Source organism: Mycolicibacterium smegmatis (genome assembly GCF_001457595.1).
In the GTDB taxonomy this organism is placed as follows: Bacteria; Actinomycetota; Actinomycetes; order Mycobacteriales; family Mycobacteriaceae; genus Mycobacterium; species Mycobacterium smegmatis.
This window is the reverse complement of record NZ_LN831039.1, coordinates 5,320,569-5,340,995: the sequence shown is the minus strand read 5'-3', so window position 1 is coordinate 5,340,995 and position 20,427 is coordinate 5,320,569. Positions and strand designations below refer to the sequence as shown.

Sequence of the window (20,427 nt, the reverse complement as noted above, 5' to 3'; positions counted from 1 at the left end):
CCTTGTTTGTTGGTGTGTTACGGCAGGGGATAGGCGGCAGAGCTGTCGCCGGTGAAATTGATCGCGGAGTATTCGTTGAGCTTGGACAACCGGTGGTAGGCCTCGATCATCCGGACCGTGCCCGACTTCGAGCGCATGACGATCGACTGGGTGGTGCACCCGCCGCCGAAGAACCGCACCCCTTTGAGCAGGTCCCCGTCGGTGACGCCGGTGGCGCAGAAGAACACGTTCTCACCCGACACCAGGTCCTTGGTGGTGAGCACCCGGTCCAGGTCGTGGCCGCGGTCGATGGCCTTCTGGCGCTCCTCGTCGTCGGTGGGGGCCAGGGTCGCCTGGATCTCGCCGCCCATGCAGCGGATCGCCGCGGCGGTGATGATGCCCTCGGGCGTGCCGCCGATGCCCGCGAGCAGGTCGGTGCCCGAATCGGGGCGGCACGCCGAGATCGCACCGGCGACGTCGCCGTCGGAGATCAGCCGGATCCGTGCGCCGGCCGCGCGGACGTCGGCGATCAGCTTGGCGTGGCGCGGGCGGTCCAGGATGCAGACGGTGATGTCGGAGACCGAGGCCTTGCGCATCTTGGCGATGCGCTGGATGTTGGCCGCGATCGGCGAGGTGATGTCGATGAAGTCGGCGACGTCGGGACCCGCGGCGATCTTGTTCATGTAGAACACCGCCGACGGGTCGAACATCGCACCGCGCTCGGCGACCGCGAGAACCGAGATGGCGTTGGGCATACCCTTGCTCATCAGCGTGGTGCCGTCGATCGGGTCGACGGCGAAGTCGCACTCCGGCCCGTCGCCGTTGCCCACCTCTTCGCCGTTGTAGAGCATCGGGGCGTTGTCCTTCTCGCCCTCACCGATCACCACGACGCCGCGCATCGACACCGAGTTGACCAGTTCACGCATGGCGTCGACGGCCGCACCGTCGCCGCCTTCCTTGTCGCCGCGGCCAACCCAGCGGCCCGCGGCCATCGCTCCTGCCTCGGTTACCCGGACAAGTTCAAGGGCCAGATTTCGATCCGGTGCTTCGCCGCGCGAGGGTGTCATGGCCGTGATTCTCCCAGAACGAGGTCGGGGTTTGGGAGCTGGGATACTGGCAGGCATGACCACCCAGCCAACCCCGGCGCCGAAGCCGGAAAAGTCGAGGCTACTGCAGGACGGCCGCGACATGTTCTGGTCGATGGCTCCGCTGGTCGTGGCCTGCATCGTGCTCGCAGGCATGCTGGGGATGTGCTCTTTCCAGGGCAGCGGCCCAGGTGCGGGCCCGGCCCCGGAATACGACGCCCCGGCGGCGCTGCAGGCCGATGCCGAAGCGCTCAAGATCCCCATCCGGTTGCCCGTCCTGCCTGACGGCTGGCAGGCCAATTCCGGCGGCCGCAGCGGTATCGACGGCGGCCGCACCCTGCCCGACGGCCAGCACGTACGCGCGGTCAGCTCGCGCGTCGGCTACCTGGCCCCCAGCGGCATGTACATGAGCCTGACCCAGAGCGACGCCGACGAGTCCGCGCTCGTCGCGTCGATGAAGCCCAGCTCGTACGCCGCGGGCACGCAGGACGTCGACGGCGTGACCTGGGTGGTCTACGAGAGCGAGGACCCCGAGGCGGTGTGGACGACGCGTCTGCCGGGACCGGCGCAGATCGCGATCACAGGCGCCGGCGGTACGGATGAGTACCGTACGCTGGCCAGTGCGACGCAGAAGCAGTCGCCACTTCCTGTGCAGCGCTGACGGACGGAGCCGCGATGGCCGCTCGTAACTCGGACACCAGCGAGTACCCGGTCGCCGATCTCACCGGATGGTCCGCGGCCCCGTTCACCGCGGCAGGCCAGACCTACGACGTCTACCGCAAGGGCGAAGGCCCCGGCGTCGTGCTGATCCCCGAGCTGCCCGGTCTGCATCCCGGCGTGCTCGGGCTCGGCGACCACCTCGTCGAGGCCGGGTTCACCGTCGCCGCACCGTCGCTGTTCGGCACCCCCGAGAAGCCGCCGATGGGGCCCGGCGCCGTCCCGGTGATCGTGAAGGCCTGCGTGACACGCGAGTTCGCGGCATTCGCGACCAACGCCGACCGGCCCGTCGCGCATTACCTGCGCGCGCTCGCGCGCGACCTCAACGCCCGCACGCCGGGTAAGGGTGTCGGCGTCATCGGGCAGTGCTTCACGGGCGGTTTCGCGCTGGCGGCCGCGGTCGACGACAGCGTGCTGGCCCCGGTGCTGAGCCAGCCGTCCCTGCCACTTCCGTTGACGCCCAGACACAAACGCGATCCGGGGCTTTCCGAGGAAGAACTCACCATCGTCGAGAAGCGGGCCGCCGACGAGGGCCTGTGCGCGCTCGGGTTGCGGTTCAGCCAGGACTGGATGGCGCCCGGTGAGCGGTTCTCGACGCTCAAGCAGCGGCTCGGTGATGCGTTCGAGGTCATCGAGATCGACTCGCGCAAGGGCAATCCGCACGGCTTCGGGAAATCGGCGCACTCGGTGCTCACACAAGAGGTCCGCGAGGTCGACGGTCATCCGGCCTACGAGGCGCGCAAGCGCGTCGTGGAGTTCCTCACCGAGCGGCTGGCTTCTTAGCGGCCGGCTTGCTGGTGCGGGCCGCGAATTTCTGCGTCCACCAACTCGGTGACCACCAGCGGGCGCGCGGTTTGTCCGGTTCGTCGGGTTCTGTCGACGTATCGAGTTCGACGCCCTTGTAGACCGCCAGGTAGACGCTGATCGTCGTGACGATGATGATCATCAGTACCGGTCCGATCACCAGCCCGAAGAAGCCGAACATCGCGATACCCGCGAAGACCGCCAGCAGCATGAGCGCCGCGTCCAGGCGCGCGGCCTTGGGCACCAGGATCGGCCGCAGCACGTTGTCGATGTTGGTGACCACCAGGATGTGGAACGCGACGATGAAGATGCCGCCGATCGTGTTGCCGAAGAACATCATTCCGATGCCGAACGGGATGGTGACGATGCCGCCGCCCAGCGGGATCACCGACAGCGCGGTCAACAGGATCGCGAACACGAAGAACCCGTTGTGGAATCCGGCGATGTAGATCGAGATGGCGCCGGAGATGCCCTGGGCCAGCGCGATGACGAACTGGCCCTTGACCGTGCCCTTGACCATCGCGCCGGTCTTGGCGAGGTAAAGGTCGGTGATCTCCTCGCCCAGCGGGTTGAGCTGGCGGACAAGCGTGGTCACCTTCTCGCTGTTGACCAGCAGCGAGATGAACACGTACAGGAAGATGATCGACGCGGTCAGGGCACCGGCGAGGCCGCCGAGCGCGCCCTGCAGCACCCCGAGCAGCCACTCGCCGACGCGCTGCGACACCGTGACGATCGCGTCGCGCAGCGACTCCGGGGTGACGTCGATGTCGAGGAACGGCACGCGGTCGGCCGTGGAGTTGATGAACTGAAGTGTGCGGTCACCGAGTGTGGAGAGGTCCGTGTCGGCCACCCACGCACTCACGGTGTTGACCATCTGCGACACCTGCACGATGGCCAGGAACACGATCAGCGACACCGGGATGATCACCATCAGCAGCGCCGCGAGCACCGTCAGAGTGACCGCGATGCCGGAGTTGAACCGCCGCAGAAGACGTTGGTACAGCGGCGAGAACAGGTACGCGCCCACGGCGGCCATCACGATCAGGACGAAGAACGTGCGCAGGAAGTACGCGCCGAGCAGCAGGGCCAGCACGGTCACCACCGCCAGCGCGCGCTTCTGGGTGGTGGTGAACTGGTTCTCCATCAGGCCCCTCCTCGCTGGGTGAACAGTATCGCCCGGTCGGTGCGAGCAGCGGGTGCGACAGGCTAGTGGTTTGCCGTGCGGGCCTGCGATGCGCGCTGGGCGGCGACGAACCGCACCGACAGCCGCTGCATCAGACCGGGCGCGAGACGCGCCAACAGCCACGACGCGTGAGCTCGACGCGGTTTGACCAGCAGGGCCTTGTTGCGCTCGATCGCGCCCAGGGTGTCGGCGGCCAACCGGTCCGGGTCGTACGCCGTCTTCATGCCCTGACCGCGCAGGAAATAATCACGTCCCACGAACCCGCCGACCGCGCCCTTGTCGAGGATCGGCGTCTCCACGGCCGCGGGGCACACCGCGAGCACACCGACGCCGTGTGCGGCGGCTTCCGAGCGCAGTGCCAGCGACAGCCCGACGACGGCGTGCTTGCTCATCACGTAGCTGGTGAGCTGACCGGCCGCGGCCAGCCCGGCCATCGACGCGGTGTTGACGATGTGGCCGTGGCCCTGGCGGATCATCTGCGGGTACGCCGCGGCGACACCGTGCACGACGCCGCGGATGTTGACGTCGATGATCGCGTTCCACTGGTCGAGCGTGAGCAGTTCGGTGTCGCCGCCCCACACGATGCCTGCGTTGTTGAACATCAGGTCCAGCCGCCCCGCGCGGGCGACCACATCGTCGACGGTGGCCTGCACGGCCGCGGCGTCGGTGACGTCGAGGCGCGCCGACCGCGCGCCGAGTGCGGCGGCCGTGCGTGCGGCGGCGTCGGCGTCGACGTCGGTGCACAGCACGTCGGCACCGGCATCCACCAGTGCGCGGCACAGCGCCGCGCCGATCCCGGATCCCGCGCCGGTGACGATCGCGGTCTTGCCCGTGAACCTCATCCCTGCGCCAGCCTCATCACGTGTCCGAGCACATCCGGGTAGCGGCGCAGGTGTGCGCCGCCGTTGAGGTCCAGGACCTCGCCGGTGAGCCAGGACGCCTGCGGCGAGCACACGAACACCACCGCGGCCGCGATGTCCTCGGGTGTCCCGGCGCGCCCCAGCGCGGTGTTCTCGACGTACTCCTCGACCACGCCGGGGATCATGGCCGCGGGTGCGGTGAGCGGCGTGTGCACAAAGCCGGGAGCGATCGCGTTGACCCTTATGCCTGCCTCACCCATCTCGAGCGCGGCAACCTGCGTGAGCATCGACAGGCCGGCCTTGGCCGCGCAGTAGGCGCTCATGCCGGCCGCCGGCTGGCGGGCATTGAGCGACGAGATCGACACCAGCACACCGCCGCGCGGCAGATGCCTGCCCGCGTGTTTGGCGACGATGAACCCGCCGGTGAGGCACACGTCGATCACCGAACGGAAGTCCTCGGCCGGCATGTCGGTGATCAGGCCGACGTTGCTGAACCCGGCGCAGTTGATCACGATGTCGATCGGCCCGGCCGCGCTGACCTCGGCGAACAGCCGCTCGACCGACTCTTCGTCGGTGACGTCGACGTGTCCGCTGGTGTGCGGTGCGCCCAGTTCTGCAGCGCAGGCCGCGGCGGCGTCGGCGTCGCGGTCGGCCACCACGATGCGGCAGCCGTCGTCGGCCAGTGCCTTGGCGCTGGCCCAGCCGATACCCGAGGCGCCTCCGATGACGATTGCGACGCGTCGGTTCATGCCTCGCTCCGATCCGGTCGGGGGTTGCCCCAGCGTTTCTCGACGGCGTTCCACACATCGGCGTAGCGGCCCGGATAGTTCTTGTAGGCCGACTTCGACCTGAGGAACGCCCGGATCAGCGGTGCGGCCAGGCCGAGCGGGTGGCGCTTCCAGCCGGCGTTGGCGCGTGTGTCGGCGAGCAGTTGGGGCCAGCTGTGGCGCTGGAACGTGAGCACTTCCTGCGCGCGGGTGGTGTCCATCCAGTCGGTGTGGAACCACGCCTGGTCGTCGTCCGGGTTGCCGGGCCGTCCGGCCGGCAGCCCGCCCCGGATGCCCATGGCCTCGGCCGCTTCCGAGCCCACCCGGGCCTGCGTGTGCCGGTGTGTCTGCGGGTCGCCGCCGATGAGCAGCACCTCGTGGTTGGCAATTTCGACGGGCACCGTGGTGGCCGCAGCGAAGGCCGTCGCGACGTCGCGCACGTCGACGGTCTGCAACCGCCCGTCGGCGGGCAGGACGCTCTCGAGCGAGATCAGTTCGACGTCCATGTCCACGCTGAACGTCGAGCTCATCACGCCGCCGAGCCGCAGGATCAGCCAGTCCAGCCGCGAGGCCCGCACCAGGTTCTCGGCTTCGACCTTGTGCGCGCCGTAGATGTCGACCGGGTTGACCGGGGTGTCGGCGGTCAGCACGTCGGTGATGCTGTGCGGGTTGCGCGTGCCGTACACCGCGACGCTCGACGCGAGCACGAACCGAGGCGGGGTGGCTCGCGCCTCGGCGGCCCGCAGCAGCGACTCGGTGGCATCGACGTTGACCTTGCGGGCCAACTCGCGCCGCATGTAGCAGAACGGCGGGATGATCGCGGCGAGGTGGACGATCGCCGCGGGCGCCACGTCGGCGACGAGGGTGTCGACAGCGGCGGCGTCGGTCAGATCGGCCCACCGCACCTCGACCGTCGGCGGCAGCCCGGTTGCTGATTTGCGGTTGGCGGGGGTGCCGACGTCGGTCGCGACGACCGGCCGACCCTGCGCGGCCAGCGTCGCGACGACTGCAGACCCCACCAGCCCGAAGGCTCCTGTGACCAAGACGGCGTCGGACATGGGCCTCCTCGCTAGAACGTGTTGCAACCCTAGCGAACCGCAGTGTGGTGTGTGTCACCGTCTCCCCGGCCGTGATGTGTGCAGTTTCGGCCAACGGTTCGCCTTCGCGCCGACAGCAACGTCTGGTTTGCCGCTGTAGTGGTGTGAAGGCCGCATCGCGAATATTCGTCGAATTGCCTCGATGGCATTGATCAATGGCAGCCTTTTGCATCTGTGTGTGACCGACATCTCACGATCAGCGGTGCTACCGGCCAGTAGCCAGATGGACGTTCATCGGGGGATTTGGCAATTTGCCTGGGATTTATGCATTGTGTGGCTGTAGGAATATTCGATTACGAGCCGGTTGCTCGCGCATATGGTGTACTTCGGTTGCACGCGCTGGCAATTGGGGAGGTGCGAAATGTCAGAAGACGCATCGGCGGGGATTAACGGTGGCGAGTCGGAAGATGTTGCCGACGGCATTGCTGTGGACACCCGAGTAATCGTTTACCCGGGCACCGACAACGAACTGCACGGAGTTGTGGTCGAGGATTTCGCGGACCTCGCGGGCACGGCGGTCGAGATCGCAGGTGAGCGCATCGTGGGTCCCGCGCGCCGCTACGCGGTGAACGTCGACGACGGCGGGCTGGTGTTCGTCGACGACGACAGCATCGTCGCCGAGGCGCAGCCGGCCTGACGGCCCGACGTCCGCTCGATCACCGGAACCCGCACGTGGGTCTGGTGTTCGGCACGGGCGAGGCGCACCCTTGGAGGTGGAGGCTGATCGACATGTATGACCGAGATCTCACCCACAAGTGGTACGTCGAAATCGGGTTCTGCGAGGACGACATCCACACCCACGCATCGGCCCACGCCCGCCTGATGGACGACGGTCTGATGGCGACCACGGGGGACGCCTACCGCAACCCCAAGGACCCCAACGAGCCGAAGATCGGCGAGGAGATCGCGGCGGCCAGGGCGCTGATCGCGCTGGGAACCGAACTGCTGAACTCGGCGTCGATGCGCATCGAGGAAGGCACGCACCACCCGGTGCACCTGTACCGCTGACCCGTGGCTCTGGCGGTCTGCCTGCTGTTCGACCGGCGCTCGGATCGTGCGATCCGCGCGTTGTGGGACCGCATCGAGCAGCGGGGTGTGGCCAGCCTGCGCTCACACACCCACGGCAGGCACGTGCCGCACCTGTCGTATGCGGTGCTGCGGCAGTGGGACCAGGCCGCGATCGCTCAGGCGTTGTCCGGCAACGGGTCCGGTGCCGCGGTCGAACTGAGCTTCGACGGGGTCGGGGTGTTCCGCCGCGGACGCATATGGCTGGTGGCCGGCGTGAGCGCCGACGTCGCCCAGCGCCAGCAGCGCGTGGTCGACCTGGTCACCGCCACCGGTGCCGATCTGCACAAGCACTACCGGCCCGGTGTCTGGCTGCCGCACTGCTCCCTCGTGTTGCCGCTGCGGGTGACGCTGGACCACGCCGCGCTGGTCGACAGTTCCACCGGCACGGTGAACCCGCTGCCCGTGCTGCCCTGAACTAGGCGGGCCGGGCCTGCGCCTCCATCTGCTTGAACAGGTCGACGTAGTACGGCAGGCAGTCGACGCGAGCCTGTTCGGTGGTGAACAGCGGCCGGTAGCCGAGGTCGCGGGTCGCCTTGGCGATCGAGAAGTAGTTGTTGAGGTAAAGACGTTCCACGGCAAGCGGTTCCAGCAGCGGCTCGGGAATGCCGAACCGGAAGTGCAACCGCTGCCAACCCGACATCGCGGCGTGCACGGCGCGTCCGGGCACGCGCACGCGGGGGAGTTTGCGCCCGCATGCCTCGATCACAGGACGCGCGAACTCGAACATGTTGACCGGTTCGCCGTCGTTGATGAAGTACGCCTGCCCGGGGGCCGTGCCGTTCGGCGTGAGATGCTCTGCGGCAAGGATGAATCCGTGCACCAGGTTGTGCACGTAGGAGTTGTCCAGCAGCGTGCTCTTGCGGCCCACGAGCACCTTGACGTGCCCGGCGAGCACGCTCTCGAACACCTTGCGGAACATCGTCTGGTCGCCGCGCCCCCAGATGCCGCTGGGCCGGATCGAGCACGTCAGCATGCCGGCCACACCGTTTCGGCCCAGCACGAACTTCTCCGCGACCACCTTGGTCTCGGTGTACAGATCGTTGAAACGCTCGGTGTACGGCAGGGTTTCGTCGCCGTGCACGATGTGCTGCCCGCCCATCACCACGCTGTTGGACGCGGTGTAGACGAACCGCTTCACGCCCGCCGACTGCGCGGCGCGCACCAGGTTCTCGGTTCCGCCGACGTTCACCGCGAAACTGCGCTGCCGGTACTCCGCGGTGACCGACGCCCCGCCCATCAGGTCGATGATCGCCGCGGTGTGGAACACCGTGTCGACGCCCGCCACCGCGTTGGTGACGTTGTCGAGATCGCAGATGTCGCCCGTGGCGACCTCAAGACCCGCGTGAGCGGGCAGGGGAGACGGCACGCGGTCGAACGACCGCACGGCGTACCCGCGGTCCAGCAGTTCGGTGACCAGGTTGGCGCCGACGAAGCCGGAACCCCCGGTGACCAGGATCCGCCCGAGGTCGGTGGTGGAGTCAGCCATGCCCGCAGCATAACTGAAACACGTTCCAGTTTCGATGGTGAGCGGCGGGCACTACGCGCATTTCAGTCCTCGTCGGCCTCGCGGGCGGCGATCGCCTGCTCGACGCGCTGACGCGCTCCGGCTAAGTGCTCTTCACAGCGTTTCGCCAGCGCCTCGCCACGCTCCCAGATCTGCAGCGAATCATCCAAGCTGAGCCCACCCTGTTCCAGCTGCTGCACCACGGCGACCAACTCGTCACGCGCGTCTTCATAGCCGAGTTCACTAATGGGCTTCATGTCGAGCTCCCTGTCTCGTCGTCCTCAGTGCCTTCGCTGCGCGCGGTGACCACGCCGTCGGAGACCCGCACCCGCAGTCGGGTGCCCGCCGGGGCGTCATCCGTCGAACGCAGCACTGTCGGCGGGCCGGTGTCGGGCACCGCCTGCACCACGGCGTACCCGCGCGCGAGCGTCGCGGCAGGCCCCAGCGCCGTCAACCGCGCCGAGAGGTGGCCGATGGTGTCGGTCTCGCCCGCGATCAGACGGGTGATGTCGCGCTGCGCCGTCGCGCGGGCGCGGTGGATCTCGTCGCCGCGCGCGGTGATCGCGGCCAGCGGTTGGGCCAGCACGGGCCTGCTGCGCAACTGGTCGAGATGGTGCTGCTCGCGGTGCACCCAGTTGCGCAGCGCGCGGGCGCTGCGCCGGTGCAGGTCGCTGATCAGGGCCTGCTCGGCCGCGGCGTCGGGCACGATCCGCTTGGCCGCGTCGGTGGGGGTGGCCGCCCGCAGGTCGGCCACCAGATCGCACACCGGGTTGTCGGGTTCGTGCCCGATCGCGCTGACGACCGGCGTGCGGCACGCCGAGATGGCGCGGCACAGCGTCTCGTCGGAGAACGGCAGCAGGTCCTCGACGCTGCCGCCGCCGCGCGCGAGCACGATCACGTCGACCTCGGGGTCGGCGTCGAGGGCCGCCAGCGCGTCCACGATCTGCGGAACCGCGTTGGGCCCCTGCACGATCGTGTTGCGGATCGCGAACCGCACCGCGGGCCAGCGGCTGGATGCGACCGTGGTGACATCGCGTTCGGCGGCCGACGCCCGCCCGGTGATGAGCCCGATGGTGTTGGGCAGGAACGGGATCGGACGTTTCAGGCGCGGATCGAACAGGCCTTCGGCGTCCAGCAGGCGGCGCAGGCGTTCGATGCGGGCCAGCAGCTCACCGATGCCGACCGCGCGGATCTCGCTGACCCGCAACGAGAATGTGCCGCGTCCGGTGTAGAAGTTGGGCTTGCCGCAGATGATCACCTGGGTGCCCTCGGTCAGCCTGACCGGGGCATTGCGCACCAGATCTCGCGGGCACGTCAGCGTCAGCGACATGTCGGCCGCCGGATCGCGCAACACCATGAACACGGTCTTGGAGTCCGGGCGGATCTTCAGTTCGGTCAGCTGCCCTTCGACCCACACCACGCCGAGCCGGTCGATCCATTTGGCCACGCGCGTCGCGACGGCGCGCACCGGCCAGGGGTTCTCCGGCGACTGACCAGGTTCGGTCACTTGGCGGACGCGCGCGTGATCCTGTTGGCCAGCAGTGTCACGAACGGGGCGCGGGCCCGGCCGGCCTCCTCATACGCCAGCAGTGCCTCAAGATCGCCGATGCTCAGCGACGTCAACCGGGCGCGCAGCTGGGCCAGCGTCAGCGAGTCGTAGTCCATCTCGGCGACGACGGCCGGCGCCTCGCCGGCCTCTGGCTCCGAGGGCTTCGAGGGCTCCGAGGACTTCGAGGACCTGGCGGCGGGTTCGCTCTCCGCGGAATCCGGGGTGCCGGTGCTGTAGAGCGCGAACCGGCCCTCGGTGCGGCGCTGACCGTTGGCCGACGACGTCGAAGCGCTGTCGCCGGCGGTGTCGTCGTCTCCGCTGTCTTCGAGGTCTTCGTCGAACGTGGCCCACTCAGGCTGCTCATCCTTGGGCGGGAACAGCTGTTCCAGCGCCTCGTCGCCCTTGATGACCAGCTCAGCGAGGTTCTGCTGGACGTGCATGACCAGGTTGGCCGCCTGGCTGGCCACGGTCATGGGGTACGTCAGGATGGTCTGAGGCAACTTGCGAGCTTCCTCCAGGGTGGTCACCGCTGCTCCCACCAGCAGCCGGACCCCATACGGTGCAGTTCCCATGGGCAACAGAGTACGGCTGGCTGTCGCCTGCTGTGGCCCCGTACCCTGGAGACATGCCGCCAACTATCAACATGGGTATTCCCGGTGCCTCGAGCTCGGTGAGTGGCGGTGGACGGTCGCAGGTGTCCGGCAAACGCGTGCTGCTGGCTGAACCCCGCGGTTACTGCGCAGGTGTGGACCGTGCCGTCGAGACCGTGGAGCGCGCGCTGGAGAAGCACGGCGCCCCGGTGTACGTCCGCCACGAGATCGTGCACAACCGGCACGTCGTGGAGACCCTGGCCAAGGCAGGCGCGATCTTTGTCGACGAGACCGACGAGGTGCCCGAGGGCGCCATCGTGGTGTTCTCCGCGCACGGCGTCGCACCGACGGTGCACCAGTCCGCCGCAGAGCGCAATCTCAAGGTCATCGACGCGACGTGTCCACTGGTCACCAAGGTGCACAACGAGGCCAAACGCTTCGCCCGCGACGACTACGACATCCTGCTGATCGGCCACGAAGGCCACGAGGAGGTCGTCGGCACCGCCGGTGAGGCGCCCGACCACGTGCAGCTGGTGGACGGCCCCGAGTCGGTGGACGCCGTGACCGTACGCGACGAGAGCAAGGTCATCTGGCTCTCGCAGACCACGCTGAGCGTCGACGAGACCATGGAGACCGTCCGCAGGCTGCGGGAGAAGTTCCCCACGCTGCAGGATCCGCCCAGCGACGACATCTGCTACGCCACCCAGAACCGCCAGGTCGCGGTCAAGGCGATGGCGCCCGAATGTGAGCTCGTGATCGTGGTGGGTTCGCGCAACTCGTCGAACTCGGTGCGGCTGGTCGAGGTCGCCCTGGGCGCCGGCTCGGACGCCGCGTACCTCGTCGACTACGCCGACGACATCGACCCGGCCTGGCTCGACGGTGTGACCACCATCGGCGTCACCTCCGGTGCTTCGGTGCCCGAGATCCTGGTGCGCGGTGTGCTGGAGCGGTTGGCCGAACACGGCTACGACACCGTGCAGCCCGTCACGACCGCCAACGAGACGCTGGTGTTCGCCCTGCCGCGCGAGATCCGCCCGCCGCGCGGTTAGAACCTCGGCCTGGAATCAGTCCCGCGAGTGACGGCCCCGCGCCGGCGGGCGCGGACGCGTGCGGTACTCCGAACGATGATCCTCGTCCTCGCCGCCGCGATAGCGCACGCGTGAGACGGGGTGATGCGTCGAGCGGCCCGGGTGACCGTTGGTCCGCGGCTCGAACGGCGGCTCCATCGGCGCGTCGAACGGATCCTCGAAAGGCCTGTAGTCATCGAAACGGCGCCTGCGCTGCGGGCGCTCATAAGGACCCAGCCGGTCGCCCGGAGGCTGCTTGCGCGGTTCGCGGGGTTCACGCGGCTGCGTGCGGACACGGCGGCGCGGTTCGGCCGGCGGCACCACGGGCGGTTCCGTACGCGCAGAGCGCGGACGACGCGGCCGTTCCGGTGCGTCGAGCGTGGGGTCCAGTTCGGGGTCGCGCGGACGACGCGCCCGCGGCGGCGCCGTCCGTTTGGTCGGGCGCCCGTTGCGTGTCGGCTCTTTGGCGTCCGCGGCAGCAGCCGCCGCCGGGCGGCGTCGCGGCGGACGTTCACCGGTGCGCTTGCGCGGCGCGGCGCCGGTCCCGGCGCGCTCTGCACGGTCCCTGCGGGTGCTTTGCCTCGCCCTCTGCCGCGACGCCGATCGATCCGTCGCGGGTTTGCGGAACAGCAGGGAAGAGAGTTTCGATGTGATCGATGCCACAACGGCATTCGGCGCCTCGTCGGAAGCCCGTTTCCGGGTCGACGGTGTCGCCGACTCGGTGTCCCCGGTGTCGCGGGACGTCAGCCCGACATACCAGCGGCCCAGCCCGATCAGCAAAACCGCCGCCGAGGTGAACAACATCAGCGGGAAGCGCTCGATCAGCGGGTATCCGCAGTTGATCGCGAGATCCTTCAGGCCGTTGATCTCGCCGCCGCGGAACAGGAAGTACGACCCGGGGACCGCGAAGAACAGGATCAGCGGCGGCTGGATGACCGCCGTGAACACCCCGCTCTGCCGCACCGCGAGCACCGCTGCGAGGCAGCCGACGACGTAGCAGAAGCCGAAGACCCCACTGAGCTCACGGCTGCCCGCACCCGCGTCGAAGGCAAACCCGATCGCGGTAGCCGTGACAGCCGCCAACACGGCACCCCACCACGGCACACCGGCGTATCTGGGGTGTACAGAGCGAAGGTCAGCCGGCACTGCCGACTCTGCGCGCTGTCCGAACACAGGTAGACCGTACCGGCTCTTGGCGGTGGTGCGCCGCCGGTGGACGCTGGCGTGCCTGTCACTCGGGCCTAGACTGTGTTCCCTGTGAGCCTGAACCTCGGAATCGTCGGTTTGCCGAACGTCGGAAAATCGACCTTGTTCAACGCCTTGACGCGGAATGACGTGCTGGCGGCCAACTATCCCTTCGCGACCATCGAGCCGAACGAGGGTGTGGTGCCGCTGCCGGACCCGCGCCTGGACAAGCTCGCCGAACTGTTCGGCTCGGAGAAGACCGTGCCCGCGCCTGTGACGTTCGTCGACATCGCGGGCATCGTGAAGGGCGCGTCCGAGGGTGCGGGCCTTGGCAACAAGTTCCTCGCCAACATCCGCGAATGTGACGCCATCTGTCAGGTGGTCCGGGTCTTCAACGACGACGACGTGGTTCACGTCGACGGGCGCGTCGACCCCAGGTCCGACATCGAGGTCATCGAGACCGAGCTGATCCTCGCCGACATGCAGACCCTCGAGAAGGCCGTGCCGCGCCTGGAGAAGGAAGCGCGCAACAACAAGGAGCGCAAACCCGTCCTTGAGGCCGCCGTCGCCGCGCAGGCCGTGTTGGACAGCGGCAAGACGCTCTTCGCGGGCGCCGCCGCGGCAGGCATCGACGTGACGCTGCTGCGCGAGCTCAACCTGATGACCACCAAACCGTTCCTGTATGTGTTCAACGCCGACGAGTCGGTGCTCACCGACGAGGCCCGCCAGGCCGAACTCCGTGAGATGGTGGCGCCCGCCGACGCGGTGTTCCTCGACGCCAAGATCGAGGCAGAACTGCTCGAGCTCGACGACGAGTCCGCGGCCGAGCTGCTGGAGTCCATCGGTCAGACCGAGCGCGGACTCGACGCGCTCGCACGCGCGGGCTTTCACACCCTCAAACTCCAGACCTACCTCACCGCGGGGCCCAAGGAGGCGCGCGCCTGGACCATCCACCAGGGCGACACCGCACCCAAGGCCGCCGGCGTGATCCACTCCGACTTCGAGAAGGGCTTCATCAAGGCCGAGGTCGTGTCGTTCGACGATCTGGTCGAGGCCGGCTCGATGGCCGCCGCGAAGGCCGCGGGCAAGGTCCGCATGGAAGGCAAGGACTACGTCATGGCCGACGGCGATGTGGTGGAGTTCCGCCACGGTGGAACGTCTGGGAGCGGAAAGAAATGACCTTTACCCGACTCCTTCCCTGCCGAATCGACGACATCCTTCTGCGAGAGCTCGACTATCGTGATGCCGAGGCGTTCGCGCTGGGCACGACCGATCCAGCGGTACAGGAATATGGTCATCTACCACTGACTCATTACACGCCGGAAATCGTGCGCGATCAGATCGACGGGATCATCGCTCAGGGGTTGGCGGATGGATCGCTGGCGGTTCTGGCGATTGCTGACGCTGACTCGGACGCGTTTCTCGGTAGCCTGGTCCTGTTCGATTTCAGAAGCGATCGCGCCGAGGTCGGCTTCTGGTTGACTGCACAATCCCGCGGGCGTGGGGCGGCGGTGAAGGCCTTGGCGGCAAGCAGCCAGATCGTTGCAACGATGGGCCTTGAGCTACTGACCGCGCGGACCTCCCCGCAGAATCTGGCATCGCAGCGAGTACTCGAGCGCGCTGGATTTCAGCAGAAGGGCATGCCCACGGAGCAACAGACACCGTCAGGCGTGAGGGTTCCGGTGCTGACGTTCGAACGGCCTGTCGTGGAGTTCCGCTTCAACGTGTAGGCCATCGCAGCCCGTGGCACTGGCACCACGCTCGGTAGGGTCCTTGTATGAGATTTGAGCTGTCGGCATTGATTGATCCGCAGCTTCTTTCACTCGTCGAGGAATCCCGTGAGTTCTACGCGGACCGACCGCCCGGTCGCGGTCCGGCCGGCGTCAGCGAGCTCCTCGCGCTCCGTGAGACGATGCCCGAACCTGCCGAGTGTTGGCCACCACCGTCGGTGGAGACGGTGAGTGCGGGTGGGCGAAGCGTGCCGGTGCGGATCCACGCCCCGATCTCGCGGCCCGCCGCGGGCGTGCTCTTGGAGATCCACTCCGGTGGGTTCTATCTGGGGTCGGCCGCCGACAGCGACGTCCGGAATCGGCGACTCGTGAACGCTTTGGGCGTTGCCGTGGTGAGTGTGGATTATCGACTCGCCCCGGAGCATCCATGGCCTGCAGCACCAGACGATTGCGAGACCGCGGCGTTGTGGCTCGTGGAGAATGCCGAACAACGATTCGGCACCACGCGCCTGGTCATGACCGGCTTGTCCGCCGGCTCCACCCTGGTGACAACAACTTTGGTGCGACTACGTGATCGCGGGATCTTCGCCTTCAGCGGTGCCGTTGCCGAGTGCGGGACCTACGATCTGTCCACCCGAACTCCGGCGGGCCGCCTCATCGCAGACGAGTATTTCCTGCGCGCGTATGCGGGCCACGCCCCGGATCGCACGGCGCCGGACATCTCACCGATTTTTGCGTCGCTGGAGAAGCTTCCACCGATCCTTATGGTGGTCGGCGCGGAAGACATCCTGCTCGAGGACAACTTGGCCATGGCGGCAAGGCTTGTCGCGGCCGGCGTCGAGGTCGATCTGCGGGTCTATCCCGCTTCGCCGCACGCATTCACCGGACACCCGACCTCGATGGCGCGGGCTGCTCTCGAAGCCATCGACTCGTGGATCCGCGAGCGACTGAGTGCCGAGCCGTTAACCGCGCCGAGCGTCGGCATATGGTCGTAGTTCGGGCGATTTCTGTGCATCAAGCCAACACTCGGCGATGAGTTCAGCACCCGCCGCAGGTCTCTACGACAACTTCGACCTGAGGAGGCCCCGTGGGGACGTTGAGCTACAGCACGACCATCTCGATCGACGGCTATGTCAACGACGCCGACGGGGACTTCCAGTGGTCGGCGCCCAACGACCCGGTCTTCGACACCCATGTCGAGCGGATGGCCGCGGTGTCGACCGAGGTGCTCGGCCGCAAGACCTACGAGCTGATGCGGTACTGGGAGACCGACCATCACGACTTCTCGCCGGCCGAGGAGGAATTCGCCCGGCGCTGGCGCAAGATCCAGAAGGTGGTCGTCGCGTCGACACTCACACCCGATCACGTCGCTGCGGGACGCGATCGCCTGGTGCCACGGCTGGATCTCGACGAGTTGCGGAAGATCGTCGCCGACGCGACGGGCACGGTCGAGATCTTCGGCCCGACCACGGCCGCCCCCGCGATCCGTGCGGGCATGGTCGACGAGTTCAACTTCTTCGTCGTGCCGAAGGTGGTCGGTGGCGGCCTGCGCGCGCTGCCTGACGACGTGCGCCTCGACCTGGGGCTCGCCGAACACACGATCTTCGACGACGGCGTGGTGTACCTGCGATACGCGCCGGGCTGAGCGCCGAGCGTGGGGATGTTGCTCAAAACTGGGGTACTTTGCGCACACAAGCCAACGTTCGGCGGAGAGCCCTATGACTGACAACGACCTGACGGCCATTTATCGCGCCTACCTGGCATGCCTCAACGACCGCCGGTGGGACGACCTCGGCAAGTACGTGTCCGACGACGTCGTGCGCAACGGCGAACGGCTGGGCCTGAGCGGCTACCGCGCCATGCTGGAGGCCGACACGCACGCCACGCCGGATCTGCACTTCGACGCCGACATCGTGATCGCCGACGGGCAGACCGTCGGCTGCCGGCTCATGTTCACCTGCACGCCGCAGCACACGTTCCTGGGCCTGGAACCCAGCGGCGAACGGATCACCTTCGCCGAACACGTCTTCTACCGCTTCGAGAACCGGCGAATCGCCGAGGTCTGGTCGGTGATCGACAAGGAGGCCATCCGCGCGCAATTCCAAGAACAAGGAAGCTGACGCAGGCCGCCCGAAGGCCTACTGTCGAAGGTGTGGACAGCGAGGGCAGTACACACACGCCCGACGAGCGCGACGATCAAGCCACCGGAGCCGACCAGCGGCGCGACGCCGAACTGAAGCGGCGCGAGTATTTCGCCGACGAGCGTGATCAGGTCGCCGACGAGCGCGAGCGTCTTGCCGACGAGCGCGAATCCGACGCCGACGAACGTGAGCGGCTCGCCGACGAGCGCGAGGGCACAGCTGCCGCGCGTGAACAGGAACGCCTGCGGCGACTTTCGGAGAGCGCGCAACGACGCCGTGCCGGCGAGCGGCGTCAGGAAGCCACCATCCAGCGTGAGATGGACAAGACCGAACGCATGAACCTCGACTAGACCGGCGGAAACGCCGGCTTGTCAGGGGGCTTGAGTATCGTCGCGATCCCGGCGCCGCATCCACGCGGCGGCCACTGCGATTGGGGGCCCATGAAATTCGTTTCGACACGCATCATCACCGCCGACGTCAAGCGGCTCGTCGACTTCTACGAGACCGTCACCGGGCTGTCGGCCGTGTGGGCCAACGAGTTGTTCGCCGAAATTCCCACACCCGCAGGAACACTGGCGATCGGCAGTGAGAAGACCGTGCCGCTGTTCGGGCCCGGCAGTGCCCAGCCCGCGGCAAACCACAGCGCGATCATCGAATTCATCGTCGACGACGTCGACGCGGAGTACGAGCGGCTGCGCAAGCATCTGGTCGACGTCGTCATCGAACCGACGACGATGCCGTGGGGCAACCGCGCACTGGTCTTCCGTGATCCGGATGGGAATCTGGTCAACCTTTTCACGCCGGTCACCGAGGACGCGCGCGCCAAGTTCGGCGTCGCGTCGGCGTAGCGGCGCGCCGCGGCCGTTCGACGCAGGTCAACCGCAGATCCGTTGCACAGGAGGGGATTCGGTCATGTCCGCCGTCGGCCACGAAACTCAGCGCGGCGTGAGGCGGAAGACCGGGATGTGCCGGCCGGTATCGGCCGTTGCCTCGCGGTAGTCGCGGTATCCGGGGTAGACGCGCTCGGCGAGCGCGTACAGGCGTGCGTGCTCGTCGGGGTCGGTGACCTCCGCCGCGGTGAACGGTTCGCCGCCGAACTCGCAGTCGGGGTGTGCCTTGAGGTTGTGGTACCACTGCGGATTCTTGGTGCCGCCGAAGTTCGACGCCACCAGGATCACGTCGTCGTGGTCGTGGAAATAGGTCAGCTGCACCTCGCGTCGCTCACCGGATTTCGCGCCGGTCGTCACCAGCGGAGCATTGATGATCGGGCTCACGTTGATTCGGCCGCGGGTCAGCCGGAACAGCAGGGGATCGGTGTGACGCGCCACGTGGCGAGCGAAGAACTGGCCGACCGGTGAACGACCGAAGGCCGACGCGATCTCGTAGCCCAGGCCTCGCTTCTTGTGGGGATCCACGTAGGGCAGCGGCACCACCCGACCGTAGCGCACATGGGGATCAGGACCGAGCGTGACAGCCCATCTCGGCGAGGATGAGCCGCAGGCGTTTGAGGGAGTAGTGCAGCCTCGATTTCACGGTGCCCTCCGCGATGCCCAGGTCTTCGGCGATACGTCCGGTGGTCCAACCGAGGTAGAACGAGCGGCTGAGTACGGCACGGTGCGATTCGGGCAGTTGCGCCATGGCTTCGGCCACCAGGATCCGGTCCAACGCGGCGTTGACTTCATCGGCGCCCATACGGTCCGGCACCTCCGGAGTGTCAGGGGATGAAACTTCGTACCGAACCCGCGCTGAACGACTGCCGTCGATCACGATGTTCCGGGCGACAGTGAACAGCCATGACCTCAGCGGCAGGTCTCCATCGTTGTTCTGGAGGTGACGCCAGGCCCGCAGGAAGGTCTCCTGCACGATGTCCTCAGAGCGCGTCTGGTTGCTGGTGAGCCGGAAGGCATATCGGCGCAGGGGGTCGACGTGGTTGGCGTAGAGCTCGAGCATGCGCTCGGTGGGCTGTTCGACCGCTAACATCCGGCACCTCCGAAGACCGTTGGACTCGCTAACCAAGCCTGGTCTGTCGGGGCTCCGAATTCCTCACTGCTGGCCCCAATCCGATATACCTGTTAGCAGGTATAAGCGGCGTTTAATCTGCGACGACGGCGATTTCGTCGCCGAGCTGGTAACCGGCTGTCAGCGGTAGCTGATCGCCGCTCCAGAAGGAGCCGGGATCGAACCAGTTGTAGTGTTTTTCCGTTGTCAGCAAGCCCATTTCCTCGTAGGTGATGGCCACCGTCTCGGCGCAGTACGCGGTCTGCAGACCGACCTGCCGTTTGCTTGCCTTCTTGCGCTTGACGGATTCGCTGATCTTGCTGTGAACCAACGGGATGCCGCGTGTGAAGTCGCTGGCAACCGGCAGCCTGCCGCGCAGCCATCGCCCCGTGAGCCGCGCGGTGGTGGGGAACGGCGTGCCGTCCATCCGCGCGATCACCTTCAGCAGCGCGTTCTCCTGGTCGCGGCTGGCGTACGGGGTGAGCTGACGGATCCAGCAGCGCTGGCCGTACACCTGCTGCCAGCGTTCGACGGCCTGCCGGGCGTCGTTGAGCTGGACGCCGCGGTGGTGCGTGCCGGTCCACATGTCGAGCAGCTTGTCGCCGAGTTCGGCATGCCAGATGAGCGGCGGCAGATCGTCGATCGCGACTGTCATGCCCACGTGGTTGACCGGGGCGTTGGTCAACGTCCGGATCGCGCGGTCCGGGCCCGACGCGCCGCGGAACAGCCAGATGTCCCCGGTGCGGGTCTCGTCCAGCGCCTTGGTCAACGACACGGTGTTCGCATTCACGACCGCAGCTTAGGCACACTCTGTGCATGCGCAGCATCTGGAAGTGGGTCGGGTTGGCCGGTGTCGCCGGTGTCGTCGCCGGTGGTGTGTTGGTCGCGCGCGATCAGCGCCGCCGCAAGGCCTACACACCTGAGGACATCCGCGCGCGGCTGCATGAGCGGCTCGCGGAGGCGAACGGCGCCGACTCGGCCTGACCCTTGCGCCGCGAGCTTGCACCGCGAGCGTGCGTGGCTGCTGGTCGACGCGCCGCGTTTCTGCAGCACCCGGCGCACGCTCACCGGCGACGAGCGCGCGCCCAGTGCCGGCCTGCCAT

The 20,427-nt window shown here is 67.6% G+C and carries 27 protein-coding genes; 14 read left to right on the top strand and 13 right to left on the bottom strand.

Annotation, left to right across the window (positions count from 1 at the left end; genetic code table 11):
* Positions 1-17 precede the first annotated feature (17 nt).
* Positions 18-1,046, bottom strand: coding sequence for a class II fructose-bisphosphatase (glpX, locus tag AT701_RS25605; protein WP_011730407.1), 1,029 nt, complete (start codon positions 1,044-1,046; stop codon positions 18-20).
* 55 nt (positions 1,047-1,101) lie between these two features.
* Between glpX and AT701_RS25600 the strand changes: the two genes are divergently transcribed.
* Entirely contained in the window at positions 1,102-1,725 is a 624-nt protein-coding gene (locus tag AT701_RS25600; RefSeq protein ID WP_011730406.1) for a DUF4245 domain-containing protein, read from the top strand.
* Positions 1,726-1,739: 14 nt separating this feature from the next.
* Positions 1,740-2,564 (top strand): dienelactone hydrolase family protein, encoded by an 825-nt coding sequence (locus AT701_RS25595; protein ID WP_058126858.1) that lies wholly within the window; start codon positions 1,740-1,742, stop codon positions 2,562-2,564.
* On the opposite strand, the gene AT701_RS25590 is transcribed toward AT701_RS25595, so the two are convergent.
* The 4 genes from AT701_RS25590 to AT701_RS25575 form a co-directional block, all read right to left on the bottom strand.
* On the bottom strand, positions 2,542-3,729 hold the full coding sequence (locus tag AT701_RS25590; protein WP_003896637.1) for an AI-2E family transporter: 1,188 nt from the start codon (positions 3,727-3,729) through the stop codon (positions 2,542-2,544). The two genes, AT701_RS25595 and AT701_RS25590, sit on opposite strands and share 23 nt — an antisense overlap.
* 62 nt (positions 3,730-3,791) lie before the next feature.
* The gene (locus AT701_RS25585; RefSeq protein ID WP_058126857.1) at positions 3,792-4,610 is read right to left on the bottom strand and encodes an SDR family NAD(P)-dependent oxidoreductase; all 819 of its coding nucleotides are present in this window, start codon (positions 4,608-4,610) and stop codon (positions 3,792-3,794) included.
* Complete coding sequence (locus tag AT701_RS25580; RefSeq protein WP_058126856.1) at positions 4,607-5,377, bottom strand: SDR family NAD(P)-dependent oxidoreductase; 771 nt, start codon at positions 5,375-5,377, stop codon at positions 4,607-4,609. The genes AT701_RS25585 and AT701_RS25580 overlap by 4 nt, the downstream gene beginning before the upstream one ends.
* A complete protein-coding gene (locus AT701_RS25575) occupies positions 5,374-6,453 on the bottom strand; it encodes a cholesterol dehydrogenase/isomerase (RefSeq protein WP_058126855.1) in 1,080 nt (359 codons plus the stop codon). The genes AT701_RS25580 and AT701_RS25575 overlap by 4 nt, the downstream gene beginning before the upstream one ends.
* Before the next feature lie 400 nt (positions 6,454-6,853).
* Between AT701_RS25575 and AT701_RS25570 the strand changes: the two genes are divergently transcribed.
* The 3 genes from AT701_RS25570 (at position 6,854) to AT701_RS25560 (ending at position 7,974) form a co-directional block, all read left to right on the top strand.
* Positions 6,854-7,129, top strand: coding sequence for a hypothetical protein (locus AT701_RS25570; protein ID WP_198482729.1), 276 nt, complete (start codon positions 6,854-6,856; stop codon positions 7,127-7,129).
* A gap of 92 nt (positions 7,130-7,221) precedes the next feature.
* A complete protein-coding gene (locus tag AT701_RS25565) occupies positions 7,222-7,500 on the top strand; it encodes a dsRBD fold-containing protein (protein WP_014878274.1) in 279 nt (92 codons plus the stop codon).
* Positions 7,501-7,503: 3 nt separating this feature from the next.
* Complete coding sequence (locus tag AT701_RS25560; protein WP_058126854.1) at positions 7,504-7,974, top strand: 2'-5' RNA ligase family protein; 471 nt, start codon at positions 7,504-7,506, stop codon at positions 7,972-7,974.
* 1 nt (position 7,975) lies between these two features.
* On the opposite strand, the gene AT701_RS25555 is transcribed toward AT701_RS25560, so the two are convergent.
* The 4 genes from AT701_RS25555 to AT701_RS25540 form a co-directional block, all read right to left on the bottom strand.
* Positions 7,976-9,046, bottom strand: a complete 1,071-nt coding sequence (locus tag AT701_RS25555; protein WP_003896630.1) for a 3-beta-hydroxysteroid dehydrogenase — start codon at positions 9,044-9,046, stop codon at positions 7,976-7,978.
* Positions 9,047-9,108: 62 nt separating this feature from the next.
* A complete protein-coding gene (locus AT701_RS25550) occupies positions 9,109-9,321 on the bottom strand; it encodes an exodeoxyribonuclease VII small subunit (protein WP_058126853.1) in 213 nt (70 codons plus the stop codon).
* The gene (gene xseA, locus AT701_RS25545) at positions 9,318-10,571 is read right to left on the bottom strand and encodes an exodeoxyribonuclease VII large subunit (RefSeq protein ID WP_081319581.1); all 1,254 of its coding nucleotides are present in this window, start codon (positions 10,569-10,571) and stop codon (positions 9,318-9,320) included. The genes AT701_RS25550 and xseA overlap by 4 nt, the downstream gene beginning before the upstream one ends.
* Entirely contained in the window at positions 10,568-11,185 is a 618-nt protein-coding gene (locus AT701_RS25540; RefSeq protein ID WP_058126852.1) for a lipid droplet-associated protein, read from the bottom strand. The genes xseA and AT701_RS25540 overlap by 4 nt, the downstream gene beginning before the upstream one ends.
* 53 nt (positions 11,186-11,238) lie before the next feature.
* Between AT701_RS25540 and AT701_RS25535 the strand changes: the two genes are divergently transcribed.
* Positions 11,239-12,252: a 4-hydroxy-3-methylbut-2-enyl diphosphate reductase gene (locus tag AT701_RS25535; protein ID WP_036453674.1), complete on the top strand. Its 1,014-nt coding sequence runs from the start codon at positions 11,239-11,241 to the stop codon at positions 12,250-12,252.
* A gap of 15 nt (positions 12,253-12,267) precedes the next feature.
* Here the strand turns inward: AT701_RS25535 and AT701_RS25530 are convergent, their stop codons facing one another.
* Positions 12,268-13,356: a DUF6542 domain-containing protein gene (locus AT701_RS25530; RefSeq protein WP_328586932.1), complete on the bottom strand. Its 1,089-nt coding sequence runs from the start codon at positions 13,354-13,356 to the stop codon at positions 12,268-12,270.
* A gap of 171 nt (positions 13,357-13,527) precedes the next feature.
* On the opposite strand from AT701_RS25530, the gene ychF reads away from it, so the two are divergent.
* From ychF to AT701_RS25495, 7 genes are all read left to right on the top strand, one after another.
* Positions 13,528-14,634, top strand: a complete 1,107-nt coding sequence (gene ychF / locus AT701_RS25525; protein ID WP_011730394.1) for a redox-regulated ATPase YchF — start codon at positions 13,528-13,530, stop codon at positions 14,632-14,634.
* Positions 14,631-15,185, top strand: a complete 555-nt coding sequence (locus AT701_RS25520; RefSeq protein WP_011730393.1) for a GNAT family N-acetyltransferase — start codon at positions 14,631-14,633, stop codon at positions 15,183-15,185. Before ychF ends, AT701_RS25520 begins: the two co-directional genes overlap by 4 nt.
* Before the next feature lie 47 nt (positions 15,186-15,232).
* Positions 15,233-16,180, top strand: a complete 948-nt coding sequence (locus tag AT701_RS25515) for an alpha/beta hydrolase (protein WP_011730392.1) — start codon at positions 15,233-15,235, stop codon at positions 16,178-16,180.
* A gap of 92 nt (positions 16,181-16,272) precedes the next feature.
* On the top strand, positions 16,273-16,830 hold the full coding sequence (locus AT701_RS25510; protein ID WP_058126850.1) for a dihydrofolate reductase family protein: 558 nt from the start codon (positions 16,273-16,275) through the stop codon (positions 16,828-16,830).
* Between the two features lie 73 nt (positions 16,831-16,903).
* On the top strand, positions 16,904-17,305 hold the full coding sequence (locus AT701_RS25505; RefSeq protein WP_011730390.1) for an ester cyclase: 402 nt from the start codon (positions 16,904-16,906) through the stop codon (positions 17,303-17,305).
* 32 nt (positions 17,306-17,337) lie between these two features.
* Positions 17,338-17,676, top strand: coding sequence for a hypothetical protein (locus AT701_RS25500; RefSeq protein ID WP_011730389.1), 339 nt, complete (start codon positions 17,338-17,340; stop codon positions 17,674-17,676).
* A gap of 90 nt (positions 17,677-17,766) precedes the next feature.
* Positions 17,767-18,174 (top strand): VOC family protein, encoded by a 408-nt coding sequence (locus tag AT701_RS25495; RefSeq protein ID WP_011730388.1) that lies wholly within the window; start codon positions 17,767-17,769, stop codon positions 18,172-18,174.
* Between the two features lie 87 nt (positions 18,175-18,261).
* Here the strand turns inward: AT701_RS25495 and AT701_RS25490 are convergent, their stop codons facing one another.
* The 3 genes from AT701_RS25490 to AT701_RS25480 all read right to left on the bottom strand — a co-directional run bounded on the left by AT701_RS25490 (position 18,262) and on the right by AT701_RS25480 (position 20,099).
* Positions 18,262-18,756: a nitroreductase family deazaflavin-dependent oxidoreductase gene (locus AT701_RS25490; protein ID WP_011730387.1), complete on the bottom strand. Its 495-nt coding sequence runs from the start codon at positions 18,754-18,756 to the stop codon at positions 18,262-18,264.
* A 25-nt stretch (positions 18,757-18,781) separates the two neighbouring features.
* Entirely contained in the window at positions 18,782-19,306 is a 525-nt protein-coding gene (locus AT701_RS25485; RefSeq protein ID WP_003896616.1) for a sigma-70 family RNA polymerase sigma factor, read from the bottom strand.
* A 112-nt stretch (positions 19,307-19,418) separates the two neighbouring features.
* Entirely contained in the window at positions 19,419-20,099 is a 681-nt protein-coding gene (locus AT701_RS25480) for a guanylate cyclase (RefSeq protein WP_081319731.1), read from the bottom strand.
* Positions 20,100-20,140: 41 nt separating this feature from the next.
* Between AT701_RS25480 and AT701_RS35305 the strand changes: the two genes are divergently transcribed.
* Complete coding sequence (locus AT701_RS35305) at positions 20,141-20,308, top strand: hypothetical protein (protein WP_003896614.1); 168 nt, start codon at positions 20,141-20,143, stop codon at positions 20,306-20,308.
* Positions 20,309-20,427 lie beyond the last annotated feature (119 nt).